The sequence below is a fragment of the Lysinibacillus boronitolerans JCM 21713 = 10a = NBRC 103108 genome, from assembly GCF_000772935.1.
GTDB classification, from domain to species: Bacteria; Bacillota; Bacilli; order Bacillales_A; family Planococcaceae; genus Lysinibacillus; species Lysinibacillus boronitolerans.
In genome coordinates this window covers 21144-36112 of sequence record NZ_JPVR01000071.1, presented here as the reverse complement: position 1 = coordinate 36112, position 14969 = coordinate 21144, and the positions used below count along the sequence as shown (strand labels likewise).

The 14969-nt window shown below is 37.6% G+C and carries 14 protein-coding genes; 7 read left to right on the top strand and 7 right to left on the bottom strand.

Annotated elements, in window-relative coordinates:
- The first annotated feature begins 2 nt into the window (after window positions 1-2).
- Complete coding sequence (locus tag CD31_RS09140; RefSeq protein WP_036077067.1) at window positions 3-629, top strand: YktB family protein; 627 nt, start codon at window positions 3-5, stop codon at window positions 627-629.
- Between the two features lie 102 nt (window positions 630-731).
- Here CD31_RS09140 and CD31_RS09135 read toward each other — a convergent pair whose 3' ends face one another.
- Both CD31_RS09135 and CD31_RS09130 read right to left on the bottom strand, forming a co-directional pair.
- Entirely contained in the window at window positions 732-1019 is a 288-nt protein-coding gene (locus CD31_RS09135; protein WP_036077065.1) for a UPF0223 family protein, read from the bottom strand.
- 20 nt (window positions 1020-1039) lie between these two features.
- Window positions 1040-1999, bottom strand: a complete 960-nt coding sequence (locus tag CD31_RS09130; RefSeq protein WP_036077062.1) for an NAD(P)H-dependent flavin oxidoreductase — start codon at window positions 1997-1999, stop codon at window positions 1040-1042.
- Between the two features lie 145 nt (window positions 2000-2144).
- Here CD31_RS09130 and CD31_RS09125 point away from each other — a divergent pair, with 145 nt between their 5' ends.
- The gene (locus CD31_RS09125; protein ID WP_016992872.1) at window positions 2145-3614 is read left to right on the top strand and encodes an aminotransferase class I/II-fold pyridoxal phosphate-dependent enzyme; all 1470 of its coding nucleotides are present in this window, start codon (window positions 2145-2147) and stop codon (window positions 3612-3614) included.
- 191 nt (window positions 3615-3805) lie between these two features.
- Here the strand turns inward: CD31_RS09125 and CD31_RS09120 are convergent, their stop codons facing one another.
- Together CD31_RS09120 and CD31_RS09115 are read right to left on the bottom strand one after the other, a co-directional pair.
- On the bottom strand, window positions 3806-4483 hold the full coding sequence (locus tag CD31_RS09120; protein WP_036077059.1) for an LrgB family protein: 678 nt from the start codon (window positions 4481-4483) through the stop codon (window positions 3806-3808).
- Window positions 4476-4922 (bottom strand): CidA/LrgA family protein, encoded by a 447-nt coding sequence (locus CD31_RS09115; RefSeq protein ID WP_036077057.1) that lies wholly within the window; start codon window positions 4920-4922, stop codon window positions 4476-4478. The genes CD31_RS09120 and CD31_RS09115 overlap by 8 nt, the downstream gene beginning before the upstream one ends.
- A 334-nt stretch (window positions 4923-5256) precedes the next feature.
- Between CD31_RS09115 and CD31_RS09110 the strand changes: the two genes are divergently transcribed.
- From CD31_RS09110 to CD31_RS09090, 5 genes are all read left to right on the top strand, one after another.
- Window positions 5257-6903 (top strand): ATP-binding protein, encoded by a 1647-nt coding sequence (locus tag CD31_RS09110; RefSeq protein WP_244905052.1) that lies wholly within the window; start codon window positions 5257-5259, stop codon window positions 6901-6903.
- Window positions 6896-7582 carry a response regulator gene (locus tag CD31_RS09105; protein WP_016995009.1) on the top strand — a complete coding sequence of 229 codons (687 nt, stop codon included), beginning with the start codon at window positions 6896-6898 and terminating at the stop codon, window positions 7580-7582. Before CD31_RS09110 ends, CD31_RS09105 begins: the two co-directional genes overlap by 8 nt.
- 125 nt (window positions 7583-7707) lie before the next feature.
- Window positions 7708-8727 (top strand): tripartite tricarboxylate transporter substrate binding protein, encoded by a 1020-nt coding sequence (locus CD31_RS09100; protein ID WP_036077055.1) that lies wholly within the window; start codon window positions 7708-7710, stop codon window positions 8725-8727.
- A gap of 95 nt (window positions 8728-8822) precedes the next feature.
- Complete coding sequence (locus CD31_RS09095) at window positions 8823-9299, top strand: tripartite tricarboxylate transporter TctB family protein (RefSeq protein WP_036077053.1); 477 nt, start codon at window positions 8823-8825, stop codon at window positions 9297-9299.
- A 17-nt stretch (window positions 9300-9316) separates the two neighbouring features.
- Window positions 9317-10843: a tripartite tricarboxylate transporter permease gene (locus CD31_RS09090; protein ID WP_036077051.1), complete on the top strand. Its 1527-nt coding sequence runs from the start codon at window positions 9317-9319 to the stop codon at window positions 10841-10843.
- 53 nt (window positions 10844-10896) lie between these two features.
- Here the strand turns inward: CD31_RS09090 and CD31_RS09085 are convergent, their stop codons facing one another.
- From CD31_RS09085 to CD31_RS09075, 3 genes are all read right to left on the bottom strand, one after another.
- Window positions 10897-11679 (bottom strand): SDR family NAD(P)-dependent oxidoreductase, encoded by a 783-nt coding sequence (locus CD31_RS09085; RefSeq protein WP_016995007.1) that lies wholly within the window; start codon window positions 11677-11679, stop codon window positions 10897-10899.
- Window positions 11680-12158: 479 nt separating this feature from the next.
- Window positions 12159-13574 carry a dihydrolipoyl dehydrogenase gene (lpdA, locus tag CD31_RS09080; RefSeq protein ID WP_004224738.1) on the bottom strand — a complete coding sequence of 472 codons (1416 nt, stop codon included), beginning with the start codon at window positions 13572-13574 and terminating at the stop codon, window positions 12159-12161.
- Between the two features lie 5 nt (window positions 13575-13579).
- Window positions 13580-14929, bottom strand: coding sequence for a dihydrolipoamide acetyltransferase family protein (locus CD31_RS09075; protein WP_036077049.1), 1350 nt, complete (start codon window positions 14927-14929; stop codon window positions 13580-13582).
- Window positions 14930-14969 lie beyond the last annotated feature (40 nt).

Here is a 14969-nt window from a genome sequence, read left to right as displayed (position 1 = left end):
AATTGCCAAAAATAAAGTGGACAAACAAAGACTTTAAGGTTTTTACAATAGACGGTTTAGAACAGAGAATGGATGCTTTAAATTTACATGTACGTCCAAAATTTAATCAGCTAGGGGAAGATTTCTCTGCATACTTCTCTAGCCAATTAGGTGAAGAATTCTTCCCTCATGTGGCTAAACATGCTCGAAGAACTGTTAACCCCCCAAAAGATAGCTGGGTTGCCTTCGCCCCTTATAAAAGAGGCTATAAATCATTGCCTCACTTTCAGATTGGTCTATGGCACACACATTTATTCATCGTCTTAGCTATTATTTATGAAGCACCTCAAAAAAATGTTATGGCTGAGCGTTTACTAGCTCAAAAATCATTAATTGAGCAGCTTCCAGATGATTTTATTGTGTCAGGAGATCATATGTCCCCTGAGGCCGTTTCTCTCGAAGTGGCAAAAGAAGACAAGCTTGAAGAACTACTTATTCGCCTACGTGATGTCAAAAAAGGTGAATTCTTAATTGGCCGTCATATTCCAAAAGAGCAAGCAACAAAGCTAACAGCAAGCGAATTACATCAATTAATAGAAGACACATTTAACAGCTTACTTCCTCTTTACAACGTTATTGTGGGAAAATAGGATTAGCTTATAAAGCTTTTTATTGATGTAGTTTATGCAAAATGTCGTTTTCTAACACCAAAAAATAAAGAGTGGATGTGAGATTAACTCACATCCACTCTTTTAACGACCATTTTTAGGGGTAACTTTTATGATCATCCCATCTTCGGCTTCCTTTGTTTGTTTTACAACAGGATAGCTAATGTAGCCACTCGCCTCTTCAAATTCGCGAAAAATTGATTTTTCCTCTGCTTGGGAAGGAACAATCTCTTTAAAGCGTCGATATTTAGCTAGCATAACTTCACGCTTGATGCCCTTTTCATAAGCTTTCTCAATTCCCTCGAAGAATTGAATAACATCCACGATCTCCTCTGTGGACCAATCAGTTGAAAACGGATAAGAGTATTCCATTCGACAAAACCACCTTTACGTTATTGCCCCCATTTTAACCGTATACTTTCAGCTTCTGCAACCATTCGCTTAATAAGGTCTTCAACGGTTGGAATATCGTGAATCATTCCAGTCACTTGTCCAGCCCAGCCAAAGCCCTGATCCTTGTCACCATCGTAAATAAAACGTTTATTCGCTGAGCCACTAATATATTCTTTTAATGCCTCATATGTTGGCGTTTTTTCCTCGATCTCCAAAATCTTTGCAGTAAAATCATTGCGTAAGGCACGAGCTGGTGCACCAATTGAGCGCTTAATAATGGTTGTATCTGCCTCAGTACTCGCAATTAGCGCCTCTTTGTAAGCCTCTGAAGCATCAACACACTCTTTTGTTGCTATAAAGCGAGTGCCCATTTCAATGCCTTCAGCTCCCAAGGCTTGAGCAGCCATCCAGCCACGTCCATCGCCAATTCCGCCAGAAGCAATGACAGGAATACTTACGCTATCAACCACTTGTGGAACAAGAACCATTGTACCGACATCATCACGACCAAGATGACCACCGCCCTCTTGACCCACGACCATCACAGCATCTGCTCCAAGCTGTTCAGCCTTTTGAGCTTGTCTACGAGCAGCTACAAGGACTAATTTTTTTATATCCGTGCCTGCCAGCAAATTAAATATAGGTGCTGGATTTCCCCCCGTCATTGTAACAACCGGTACTGCTTCTTCGATTGCCACACGCACCATATCCTCATAGCCTGTACCATGCATGCCAATCGCAAAATTTACGCCAAATGGTTTATTTGTTAATGTTCGGACTTTATGGATCTCTGCTCGTAACAATTCAGGATCTCGTAAACTCATAGCTGTTATTTGCCCTAAACCACCAGCATTCGACACAGCTGCAGCTAAATCAGCATATGCTAAATAGGCTAATCCCCCTTGAATAATTGGATATTTAACCTGTAATAGGTCCGTCACACGTGTATTCCAATTCATAGTACCTCCCCTTTCGTTCAATACTATTTTCTCGATATCCTGAAAAAAATCCTTTTATTTTTTAGGAAAAGCCTATTTTTTCGTGTCGTTAGGTGCTATAATTCATTTGTTTTCTTAGATATTATAAAGTGAGGTGGTACCTGCGTTGTCACAATTAGAGACTCCATTGTTCGACGTATTATTAAAACATCGGAACAGACATCCCATTCAGTTCCATATTCCAGGCCATAAGAAAGGGCAAGGGATGGATCCTGCTTTCCGAGAATTCGTCGGCGACAACGTTTTATCAATTGATTTAATTAATATTGCTCCACTAGACGATTTACATTCACCAAAGGGTGCTATAAAAGAAGCGCAAAACTTAGCAGCTGAAGCCTTTGGTGCTGATCATACATTCTTTTCCGTTCAAGGTACTAGTGGCGCCATCATGACGATGATTCTAACCGTCGTCGGTCCAGGTGATAAAATTCTAGTACCACGGAATGTCCATAAATCTATTATGTCAGCGATTGTATTCGCTGGTGCCATTCCAATATTTATTCATCCTGAAGTCGACAGCGAATATGGGATTTCTCATGGCATATCCCCTGAAGCTGTGGAAAAAGCATTAAATGCTTATCCAGATACAAAGGCAGTACTTGTTATTAATCCAACATATTTTGGCTTTACAGCTGATTTAAAGCGCATTGTTGAGATTGCTCATGACCGTAATATTCCGGTAGTGGTAGATGAAGCGCATGGCGTACACATAAAATTCCATGATGACCTTCCATATTCAGCTATGGAAGCAGGTGCTGACATGGCAGCTACAAGCGTGCATAAGCTTGGTGGCTCCATGACACAAACGTCTATTTTAAATGTACGTGAAGGTCTTGTTTCTGCAAAACGTGTACAAGCTGTATTTTCTATGTTAACAACAACTTCGACATCCTATCCATTACTTGCTTCACTTGACACAGCGCGACGTCAGCTAGCCATTCATGGATACGATTTAATTGACGATGCATTACGTTTAGCAAAGGATGCTCGTAAACGCATTAATCAAATACCACATTTAAAGTGTGCAGGTAAGGAAAAGTTACATTCATCTGCAACTTATGATATGGACCCATTAAAACTTCTGATTAGTGTGAAAGATTTAGGTATTTCTGGTCATCGAGCTGAGGAATGGTTGAGGTATAATGCCAATATTGAAGTAGAACTGTCTGACCTTTATAATATCTTATGTTTAGTGACTTTAGGAGATACAAAAAAGGAAATTAACCTTTTAGTAAATGCCTTAACTCGTATGTCAAAAGCATTTGATTCTGAAGCAGCTATAACAGAGGCCTTGGTGAATGTGCCAGAAATTCCAGCACTTGCCATGTCCCCACGTGATGCTTTTTATGCAGATACAGAAGTCGTTCCTCTTGCCGAAGCAGATAACTGTATTTGTGCAGAGTTTATTATGGTGTATCCTCCTGGGATTCCTATTTTTATTCCCGGGGAAATAATTACACAAGAAAATATTCATTATATTCAAATGAATATTGAAGCAGGTTTACCAGTTCAAGGACCAGAAGATACAACATTAAAAACAATTCGTGTTATCAAAGAACGTAAGCCAATTTTCTAAAAAATAAAAGCTAGCTCTTCAAAAAGAAGGGCTAGCTTTTATATTTATACAACACAGAAATGAAGATATCCTTCGTGTTGAACACAAGCAGAAAAACATTCTCTTCATTACAAAATAGATATAATAGAATATTATCAGAAGTATTTTTAATTTCATTTTCATAACGATAAATTGCTTATGCATATCACCATCTATAAAAATAAATAAACAAATAAAGGGCAGAAGAATGCTCCGATAACAGCCGTTAAACCCATTGATAAGGAACCAACTGATAATTCCTGTTCCCCATATTCTCTTAATTTCACAAGACCTACCCCGTGTGAAGCACTTCCTACTGCCACTCCTCTACTCACAGCAGAGTCGATTTTGCCATACTTAATGACTAATGGTCCGATAATGGCCCCTACAAACCCTGCAATCATGACGAAAACAGCGGTTAAAGGAGGAATGCCACCAATCGTTTCGCTCACCTGCATTCCAACAGGCGTTGTTAACGATTTAGGTAATGCTGTGAGCATCCAGCTAGGTTCTACACCAATCCATTTTAGTAACACAAAAATTGTCACTAAGCCTGTTATCATGCCGATTAGGAGTCCTGATAAAATAGAGTACTTATATTTCATAATAATTGCTCGTTGATTATAGAGAGGATATGCAAGTGCCACCACAGCTGGCCCTAGCATTTTCTGAAGCCATTCCCCACCTTCCATATAAGTTGAATACGGAATATCAAACACAAGTAAAATCACTGCACTGACAATCGTAGTAGTGACCAAGGGAATCATGATAGGATGGGGAAAACGTTGATAGAGCTTTGTAAATAAAATAAACATGATGATGGTACTAAGGACAACAGTTACTTCAATCAACAGTTAATTCCCCCTTTCCTTCTTCCACAGTAGTCTTCGAGCTTTCTTTTTTGGCCAATTCTCTTTTCTCAATAAGTTGTGTCAGCAATCCTGTTACATAAATAGAAATTAACGTACTAGCAATAACTGCTAAAATAATGAGCAGACCAGTGATTGACATGAGTTCTGGATAATCAATAACACCAACAGTTGCTGGAATGAAAAACAACGTTAAGATGCCAATTAAAAAACCTGCTCCGTCTTGTATATATTCAACCTTAATTATTTTAAAATTGAGTGAAAGTGCTAATAAAAGTAATCCAATGACGCTTCCTGGAAGAGGGATATGCAAGTAAGAAACAATGCCAACCCCCATGTAATAGAAAATAGTAAGTATCCCAATTTGCACAATAATCCGAACAACACGTAACAACAACGCAGCAAAATTTTCGTTCAACATTTCGCCACTTTTCACCCCCTATATCGTTCATTCTACATCTGCAGGAATTTTCTGTCTATTATAATTTTAGAAAAATAATGAGCAGTTACAGAAAAACCAACCCTTTCTATGGTACGCTATTAAAATTCTTTTCCCTTTATAAATCACGATTTTACATATGTAAAATGTATTGTTGTTTTGTGATCCTCTTATACACTGACCGTTAAAATAACTTCCTTCTCTTGTTATTTTCAGCATCCTTGGCTCATTAGAAGCATTTCATTATATATTTTAATCACTATCTAGCAAATTTTTAAAATTTTCTATATAATCGAAAATTACACAAGATACTAGTTTGTATACTATTAAAATTTCTAAGGTGGGATTTTCGATTTTCTTTAAAACATTAAAACTCCAAACTCGCTTTGCCTATTACAGTAGTTTTTTAATTTTTATTATCGTCACTTTAGCTGGTCTACTTTTTTATGTAACCATTTCGGATGCATTACAAACACAAATTGGTAACAGAGCGCTATATTTGGCGGAAACAACAGCTAGTAGAGGCGATGTTATAGCAGCTTTTCACACAGACAACCCATCGGAGGTTCTGCAAAAAATTAGCAATGACATCATGCATGCTGCAAAAGCGACTTACGTGGTCATAGGAGATAAAGAAGGGATACGCTACACCCATCCGCTTGCTGATCGTATTGGCAAATCCATGGTGGGTGATGATAATGACAGGGCATTGAAAAAAGGTGAATCTTATATTTCAATTGCAAATGGTTCAATGGGACAATCAATTCGAGGCAAAGCACCTATTTTTGATACAAATGGCTCGATTATAGGTGTTGTGTCAATTGGCTACTTAACAAGTGAATTAGATCACCTATACCTTTTATACCTGGATAATATTTTTTATACGATGGTAATTGCACTAAGTATTGGTATTATCGGTTCTATATTTTTGTCCCGAAATATTAAAAAGCAAATTTTTAATTTGGAGCCAAATGAAATTGCAAATCTGTTAACAGAAAAAAATGTTTTAATTGAATCAGTTCGTGAAGCTATTATTACCGTAAATGATAAAGGTGAAATTACAACATTGAATAATGCTGCAGCCAATATCTTAAATCTTGCAAACAATACGACTATCATTGGTGATAATATCGAGCAACATATACCAAATACACATCTTCTTAATGTGTTAATGAACGGTGAAAAACAGTTAGATAAATTAATGAATATCAACGGTCATGAAATTATTGTAAATCGTGTTCCTATGAAGGTGAATGGTAAAATTGTCGGTGCTGTTGCAAGCTTCCGTTTACAATCAGAAATTGAGCAAATGGCTATCGAATTATCACAAGTAAAACAATACACGGAATCCTTACGTGCCCAAACACATGAATTTAAAAATGTCCTTTATACAATTTCAGGCCTTATTCAATTAAATGCATCCGAAGAAGCCCTATCTATTATTCATAAAGAAGTACAAGGACATTCCTCTCTAACACAATTTATTACAAATCGTGTGAAAGACCCATTTTTAAATGGTTTAATTATTGGATTTTTTAACCGTGCTCGTGAATTAAAGATTCAATTGATTTTTGATGAGGATAGTTATTTAGAAAATTTTCCTGAAAATATCGAAAAAAGTCTGATCATTTCAATTATGGGTAATTTATTAACCAATGCTTTTGAAGAGGTTGAAAAAAATAAAGAGCAACAACGAATCGTCAGACTCTTTATCTTGGATAATGGCGAGGAAATCATCTTTGAAGTCGAGGACTCTGGTAATGGTTTAGCACAAGAAAAACTAGATGTACTATTTTCAGAAAATATTTCTACAAAAGATACTAAGCTCCGAGGCTACGGATTAAGGAAAGTAATTTCCAGCATCCATGATTTAAACGGCTCACTCGCTCTTGGAGAAGGCGATTTAGGCGGTGCCCTATTCATTGTATCTATTAGCAAAAGGGGGATTATCATTAATGAATGATATTGAAGTGCTAGTCATTGAAGACGATGTACGGGTAGCAGACGTACATTGTCGTTTTTTAGAGAAAATTGAAGGTTTCACAGTAATTGCGCGTGCCAACACTGGGGAAGAAGCTATAGACTGGCTTCAATCATTTTCACCACATCTTATATTACTGGATGTATTTTTACCAGATATTCTTGGAGTTGATTTAATAGATAAAATCAATGAATTAAGTCCAACAAGTAGCATCATTTTAATTACCGCAGCTACAGAGGCACATATTGTTCAAAAAGCTTATCTGAAAAATGTTACGGACTATATTTTAAAGCCATTTACATTCGATCAACTAAAAGAAAGTATAGAAAAATTCCGTTACAAGCATTTATTGCTGCAAAAGAACGAGAAATTTACACAAGAAAAAATTCAATATTTATGGCCAAAAGCAACTTTAACTATTCCTCAAGATACACCACTACTACCGAAAGGCATTGATTCAACAACAATGAATCATGTTATCAATTATTTAAGTACGATGGAAGATGGTAGTACAGCTGAACTATTAGGAAGAAATATCGGTGTTAGTCGTTCCACCGCTCGCCGCTATTTAGAATTTTTAGTTACACAAAAGCAGGCATACACTGAACTCACCTATGGTACAGTTGGTCGTCCTGAGCGACGATACTTTATTTCCAAATAAACTTTATGAACAAAATGATATTAATCCACATTATTAACACAATATTTAAATAATTCTGATATACGTTATAGTATTGGTAGCGCTAGATTGATAGCGCTACCATTTTATTTTTAAGGGGGATTTTTATGTGGAGGAAAATATCAAAAATAATGGTAGCTGGCTTACTATTTACTAGTTTGGTTGGCTGTTCAGCATCAAATGGAGAAACAACAGAAGGAAAGAAAACAAGTGATTATCCGAAAAGTAATATTACTATTGTTGCTCCATCTGGGGCTGGCGGTGGATGGGATTTAACAGCTCGTGCAATAGCAAAAACAATGAATGATACAGGTTTAATTGATAAGGCAATCCAAGTTGAGAACAAACCAGGCGGTGGTGGGGCTGCCTTTATGGCAACATTCGCTACAAAGGAAGTAAATAATGATTATATGTTGATGGTTAAATCGCCTCCTATTCTTATTAATCATGAAAAGGCTGAAGGAAATAGTAAATTTGGCTACAAAGACACTACACCTTTAGCGCAATTAACGCGCGACTATGGTGCAATCGTTGTTAAACAGGATTCTCCATTCCAAACGCTTGAAGATGTATTAAATGCACTGAAAACTTCGCCCAAAGATGTCACATTAGCAGGCGGCTCTGCACCAGGCTCTATGGATCATCTAGTGGGAATTATTCCAGCTTATAAATCAGGCATTGATTTAAAAACAATCAAATATGTTTCCTATGATGGGGGCGGTGAGGCCGTAACAGCTTTACTCGGAGGGAATGCAGATGTGATTGCAACAGATGCTTCTACAATTGCTACGTATGTTAAATCTGGAGATGTCCGTGTATTAGCTGTAAGTTCATCTGAACGCTTAGAGGGTGAGCTAGCTGATGTTCCAACATTTAAAGAGGCTGGTATTGATGAAGAATTTACAATCTGGCGTGGTATTTTTGGTCCGAAAAATATGAGTGAAAATGCAGTTGCTTATTGGTCTGAAAAATTACAAGCAATGTCTGAATCAGAAGAATGGCAAGCTGAAGTAACACGTAATGGCTGGCAAGCCGAATACCGCAACGCTGAAGAATTTACAACCTACCTAGATAATCAAAATAAAATAATTGTTGAACTGTTAACAGCTCTTGGTATGCAAAAATAGGAATAATATTTGTCAAGAAAAGGGACACAAGTATTTCAAAGAAATATAGAACTACTTGTGTAACCTTCTATTATTCTCTATGGAGGTGAAAACGATTGAACCACACATTTGATAAAGTATTTAGCATTATCTTACTCACACTAAGTATTTTATTTGTCTTTCAAGCAACACAAATTTCTGATAGTGCTTATGGATCTACTGTCGGTCCTAAAATATTTCCACTCTGTTTAGGCATTATTTTAGGTTTATTAAGTCTTCAATTATTTTATGAATCGTGGAAAAATGCTGTGAAAGAGCGAATCACAGGAGGACCAACTACTTCTTCTAAAATATCTTCAACAGAGCTCAAAAAGTTCTTAATTATTTTAGGTAGCGCTCTTGCGTATGTATTTTTCCTTGAAAAAATAGGATATATGATTACTACATTTTTATTTTTATGCATCAGTTTCCAAATGATGGAACGATCTAAACTGATCTATTCAATCATTATTGCAGCTGGTTTTTCACTGGGTGTTTATTATGTATTTACAGGTTTACTAGGAGGGTCTCTGCCTAGTTTTCCGACTTTTTAGTATAAAGGAGTGAACATATGTCAACATTGCAATTTTTAGTTGATGGATTTGCTATTGCCTTCCAATGGCAAAATCTTCTATTCGCTCTTGTTGGTGTTATAATTGGAACAGCAGTTGGTGTACTTCCGGGGATCGGTCCCATGAGTGGTGTTGCTTTATTAATCCCTGTTACAGCAACCATTACAGCTGGCTTACCAACGGAAGCGGCAGCTACAAGCTCAATTATTTTACTTGCAGGAGTATATTATGGAGCCATGTATGGTGGCTCAACTACTTCTATTTTGTTAAATACGCCTGGTGAATCCTCATCCGTTGTCACAACATTGGATGGCTATCAAATGGCGAAGCAAGGCCGTGCTGGAAGTGCTCTTTCTATCGCAGCCATCGGTTCATTTTGTGCTGGGGTAGTAGCGTTACTAGGTCTGATATTATTAGCGAACCCCCTTTCAAAATTAGCATTAAAATTCGGACCAGCAGAATACTTTTCGTTAATGTTACTAGGGCTGGCGGCAGTAAGTGGACTTGCAGGACGCTCTATAACAAAAGCTTTAATTATGACTGCCTTAGGACTTATGCTCGGCACAGTAGGTATCGATGCAGTATCCGGTATCGAACGTTTTACATTTGGTCAGCCGATGCTATTCTCTGGTATTGAATTTTTAACGATTGCTGTTGGTTTATTTGCGTTAGGTGAAGTGTTTAAAACGATTCTTGAAAAAGACGAAGAAGATGGTCAAATAGCAAAAATTAATCGTGTATTACCAACAAAGCAAGATTTAAAAGATAGTGCTGTTCCGATTGCCCGTGGCTCATTATTAGGTTTTTTCATTGGTGTATTGCCTGGCGCGGGCGCAACCCTTGCCTCATTCTTTTCTTATATTACCGAAAAAAAATTCAGTAAAACACCTGAGCAATTCGGAAAAGGCCATATTGCTGGTGTAGCTGGACCTGAATCAGCTAACAATGCGGCATCAGGCGGTGCAATGATTCCATTGCTAACATTAGGAATTCCTGGTTCAGGTACTACAGCTATTTTAATGGGTGCACTTATTATGTACAATATCCAGCCAGGTCCCCTATTATTCGAAGAGCATCCTCAAGTTGCTTGGGGATTGATTGCTAGTATGTTTATTGGGAATTTAATGTTATTAGCATTAAACATGCCATTGGTCCGTATTTTTGCAAAAATCATAGAAACACCTAAAAAATATTTATTGCCAATTATTATCGCCATTTCAATTTTTGGTGTTTATGCTGTACAATTCGCTACTTTTGATTTGTATCTATTACTAGCTTGTGGTGTACTTGGTTATTTATTTGCTAAAAATGATTATCCAGTAGCACCATTAGTCCTTGCACTTGTACTAGGGCCGATGATTGAAAATAATATGCGCCGTGCATTAACTATCTCTAATGGAGATTTTTCTATTTTTGTATCAAAGCCTTTATCTCTCACATTTTTAGTAGTAGCGATTTCTTGGTTACTTATACCACTGTTCATGAAAATGCGTGGAAAAAATGTTCTTATTAACGAAGAAGGTTAAAATATATAAAATCCACTATACACAATTTCCATATAGTGGATTTTTATTTTTTCCTATAATGCGTGACCAGAGCCGCCATCAATATTAATAGCTGTTCCTGTAACATAGCTTGCCGCATCAGATACTAAAAAAGTGATAACGTTTGCTGCTTCTTGCGTATCACCTACACGACCAAGCGGAATTGCTTGCCCCACTTTACGAGAATATTCTTCCCACGATAAATTGGGTTCTTCCTTTTTCCATTTCTTTTCGATTTGATCACTACGAATCAGTCCTATACATACAGAGTTTACTCGAATATTATTCTTCCCTAAATCCTTGCTCATCGCTTTTGTCAAGGCAAGACCAGCAGCACGACTTACAGTAGTAGGAAGTGAGCTTGCAGGTGGCGTTTTCGCCATCACCGCTGTCACATTAACGATTGCACCGCCCCCAGCCTTACGCATATATGGAGCTGCATATTTTGAACAATGAATAGCTCCAAATACCTTTAGATCTAAATCTGCCTGCCACAGCTCACTACTCACCGTTTCAAAGGGATTCGCTGAAGCTGTACCTGCATTATTAATAAGAATATCAACACGTCCATAATGTTCTACAGTACGCTCGATTAGATATTTACAATCTTTTTCTTTTGTAATGTCAGTTGGAACAATTAAAACATCTACGCCTGTTTCATTTTTTATGCATCCAGCAGCCACTTGTAGTTGTTTTTCACCACGAGCGCAAAGTACAACCTTCGCACCCTCTTTAACAAGCTGCATGGCTGTATAATAGCCAATCCCTTTACTCGATCCTGTTATAATTGCTACTTTCCCTGTTAAATTAAGCTCCATTATTAAATCCTCCTTACTTTCTACAATGCTATCATTATAGCATTTATCGATTATTCAGAATAATCAAAGGAACTTGTAAATGATAGAATTAATATTTGATGGCAATAGTGTTACGGAATATTTTCCATAAGGAGCTACTTTTTACTTATCATTGTGTTTTCTAACTACATGCTAACTATTATTTCGTTCTTATTTTTCTGCACCTAATGCACGAGGCACCATCGTTTCTACTAATCGTTTTCATCCTCATATAGTATTTTTTAGCTCTATACCAAAAAACGACTGTATTCTCTCCTCTGACATTATTTCATGTACAGTACCCTATACAACATCCTTATCCTTTGCCGTCATCAAAACCCGACCAGCTATAAAAAGGTATGATTAGGACAATACGTGTAAATAATTGAACCAGAGCTAATAAAAAAGGAGTGTAGTTAAGCGAATGATCCATCCGCTTTAACTACACTCCTTTATTCAAATTATTTTTTTGCTACAATGTGGATTGGGTTGCCAAGTAATACTTCAGCAGTTTCCATTGTAATTTCACCTAATGTTGGGTGAGCGTGAATTGTTAATGCAATATCCTCAGCAGTCATGCCGCCTTCAATCGCTAAGCCCATTTCAGCGATCATATCAGATGCACCAGCACCTACGATTTGAGCACCAATTAATAAGCCATCTTCTTTACGAGCAACAAGCTTCACGAAACCTTCTGATTGGTTTAATGCAAGAGCACGACCATTTGCTGCGAATGGGAATTTCGCTGCAGTGTATTCGATGCCTTCTGCTTTTGCTTGTTCTTCGTTGTAACCAACTGTCGCCATTTCTGGATCTGTGAAACATACAGCAGGCACAGCAAGATAATCAACTACTGATTTTTCACCAGCAATTGCTTCAGCAGCAACTTTACCTTCGTAAGATGCTTTATGTGCAAGTTGAGGACCTGCAACGATATCACCAATTGCATAGATGTTTGGAATATTTGTACGACATTGTTTGTCAACATTGATTAGACCACGTTCACCGAATTCAACTCCGATTTCAGCAAGGCCCATTTCATCTGTATTTGGACGACGACCTACAGTTACTAATACATAATCAGCTTCAACTTTTTTCTCTTCTCCGCCAACTTCATAAGTTACTACAACGCCGTTTTCAGTTTCTTCTACGCCTTTTGCAGATGCGTTAACTTCAATTTCAACGCCTTTCTTTTTAAGGCCTTTTTTCACGATTTGTGTCATTTGTTTTTCGAAGCCAGCTAAAATATCTTTTCCGCCTTCAATAATTGTTACTTGAGAGCCAAGGTTTGCGTAAGCAGATCCTAACTCTGTACCAATGTAACCGCCACCGATAACAACTAATTTACCAGGAACTTCCTGTAAAGAAAGTGCACCAGTAGAATTTAATACGCGATCAGTGAATTTGAATGTTGGAATTTCAACTGGACGAGAACCTGTTGCAATAATGACATTGTTAAATGTGTAAGTTTGAGCAGATTCACCATTGATGATACGCACTGAATGAGCGTCAACGAAATAAGCTTCACCTTGTACAATTTCAACTTTGTTCCCTTTAAGTAAGCCTTCAACACCGCCAGTTAATTTTTTAACAACGCTGTCTTTAAATGCTTGTGCTTTTGAGAAGTCTAATTTCACATCAGAAGCGATGATTCCCATGTCATCTGAATGTTTAGCTTGCTCAAAACGGTGACCTACTGAAATTAATGCTTTTGATGGGATACAACCTACGTTTAAGCACACACCACCAAGTACATTTTTTTCAACGATTGTTACTTTTTGGCCAGTTTGAGCTGCACGAATTGCTGCTACATATCCTCCAGGACCTGAACCAATGACAAGAGTATCTGTTTCGATTGGGAAATCTCCTACTACCATTTTTGTTACGCCTCCATTAATAATAATTCTGGCTCACTTAACAAACGCTTTAAGTGATTTAAAGCATTTTGCGCAGTGGCTCCATCGATCATACGATGATCAAAGCTCAATGATAATGCTAACACAGGTGCGGCTACAATTTCACCATTTTTTATTACAGGTTTTTCTGAAATTCGACCAATACCTAGAATTGCTACTTCAGGATGGTTAATAACTGGTGTAAACCATTGTCCTCCTGCAGAGCCAATATTCGTAATGGACATGGAAGCACCTTTCATTTCATGTGGTGCTAGCTTCCCTTCACGGGCTTTTGTCGCTAATTCATTAATTTCATTAGACACTGCAAATACAGATTTACGATCTGCATGCTTAATAACTGGTACTAGTAAGCCTCTTTCAGTATCTGCTGCAATACCAATGTTATAGTAATGCTTTTGGATAATTTCTTGTGTTGCATCATCTAAAGAGCGATTAAATTCTGGGAACTCGCGTAAAGTTGAAATAAGTGCTTTCACTACATATGGTAAGTATGTTAATTTTACACCTTTTTCGGCAGCGATATCTTTGAATTTTTTACGATGTGCTACAAGAGCTGTTACATCGACTTCATCCATTAGTGTAACATGAGGAGCCGTTTGTTTCGAGTGTACCATTGCTTTTGCAATCGCTTTTCGAATACCTGACATTTTTTCACGAGTCTCTGGGAAATCCCCCTCAAGAACTACTGGTGCTGCTGGTGCAGACGTTTCTTGTTGAACTGTTTCTTCTGATGCTTCGATAGTTGCAGTTTCGGCCTCTACAGTGCCGCCACCTTTTAAGAAGTTTTCAATATCTGCTTTAAGGATTCGACCGTTTTTGCCTGTACCCTTCACTTCACGGATATTTACATCGTTATCACGGGCAAATTTACGTACAGAAGGCATCGCAATCACACGTTTAGTTTCATCAACTACTGTCTCCGCTTTTTCTGTAGCTTTTTCAGGAGCGTTTTCTGGTGCCTTTTCCTCTTTAGCAGGAGCTTTCTCTACGTTCTGACCAGATTCAGCAGTTGCTTGAACTTGTGCCTCTGTTTTTGCTTCAGCATGATCGTCACCTTTTAGCTTTAAGTCTTCATAGCCAGGTGCGTCAAATCGGATTAAAACATCACCAACAACGGCAACTGTTCCTTCTCCTACTAAAACTTCCTCTACTGTTCCTTCAACTGGTGAAGGGATTTCTACTACCGCTTTATCATTTTGTACTTCACAAAGAATATCGTCTTCTTTTACTGTATCTCCAGCTTTAACGAACCATTTCACAATCTCGCCTTCGTGAATACCCTCGCCAATATCCGGTAATCTGAATTCAAATGCCATGTGTACCCATCCTTTCTATTTACTGTTGTTCAAGTTTAGA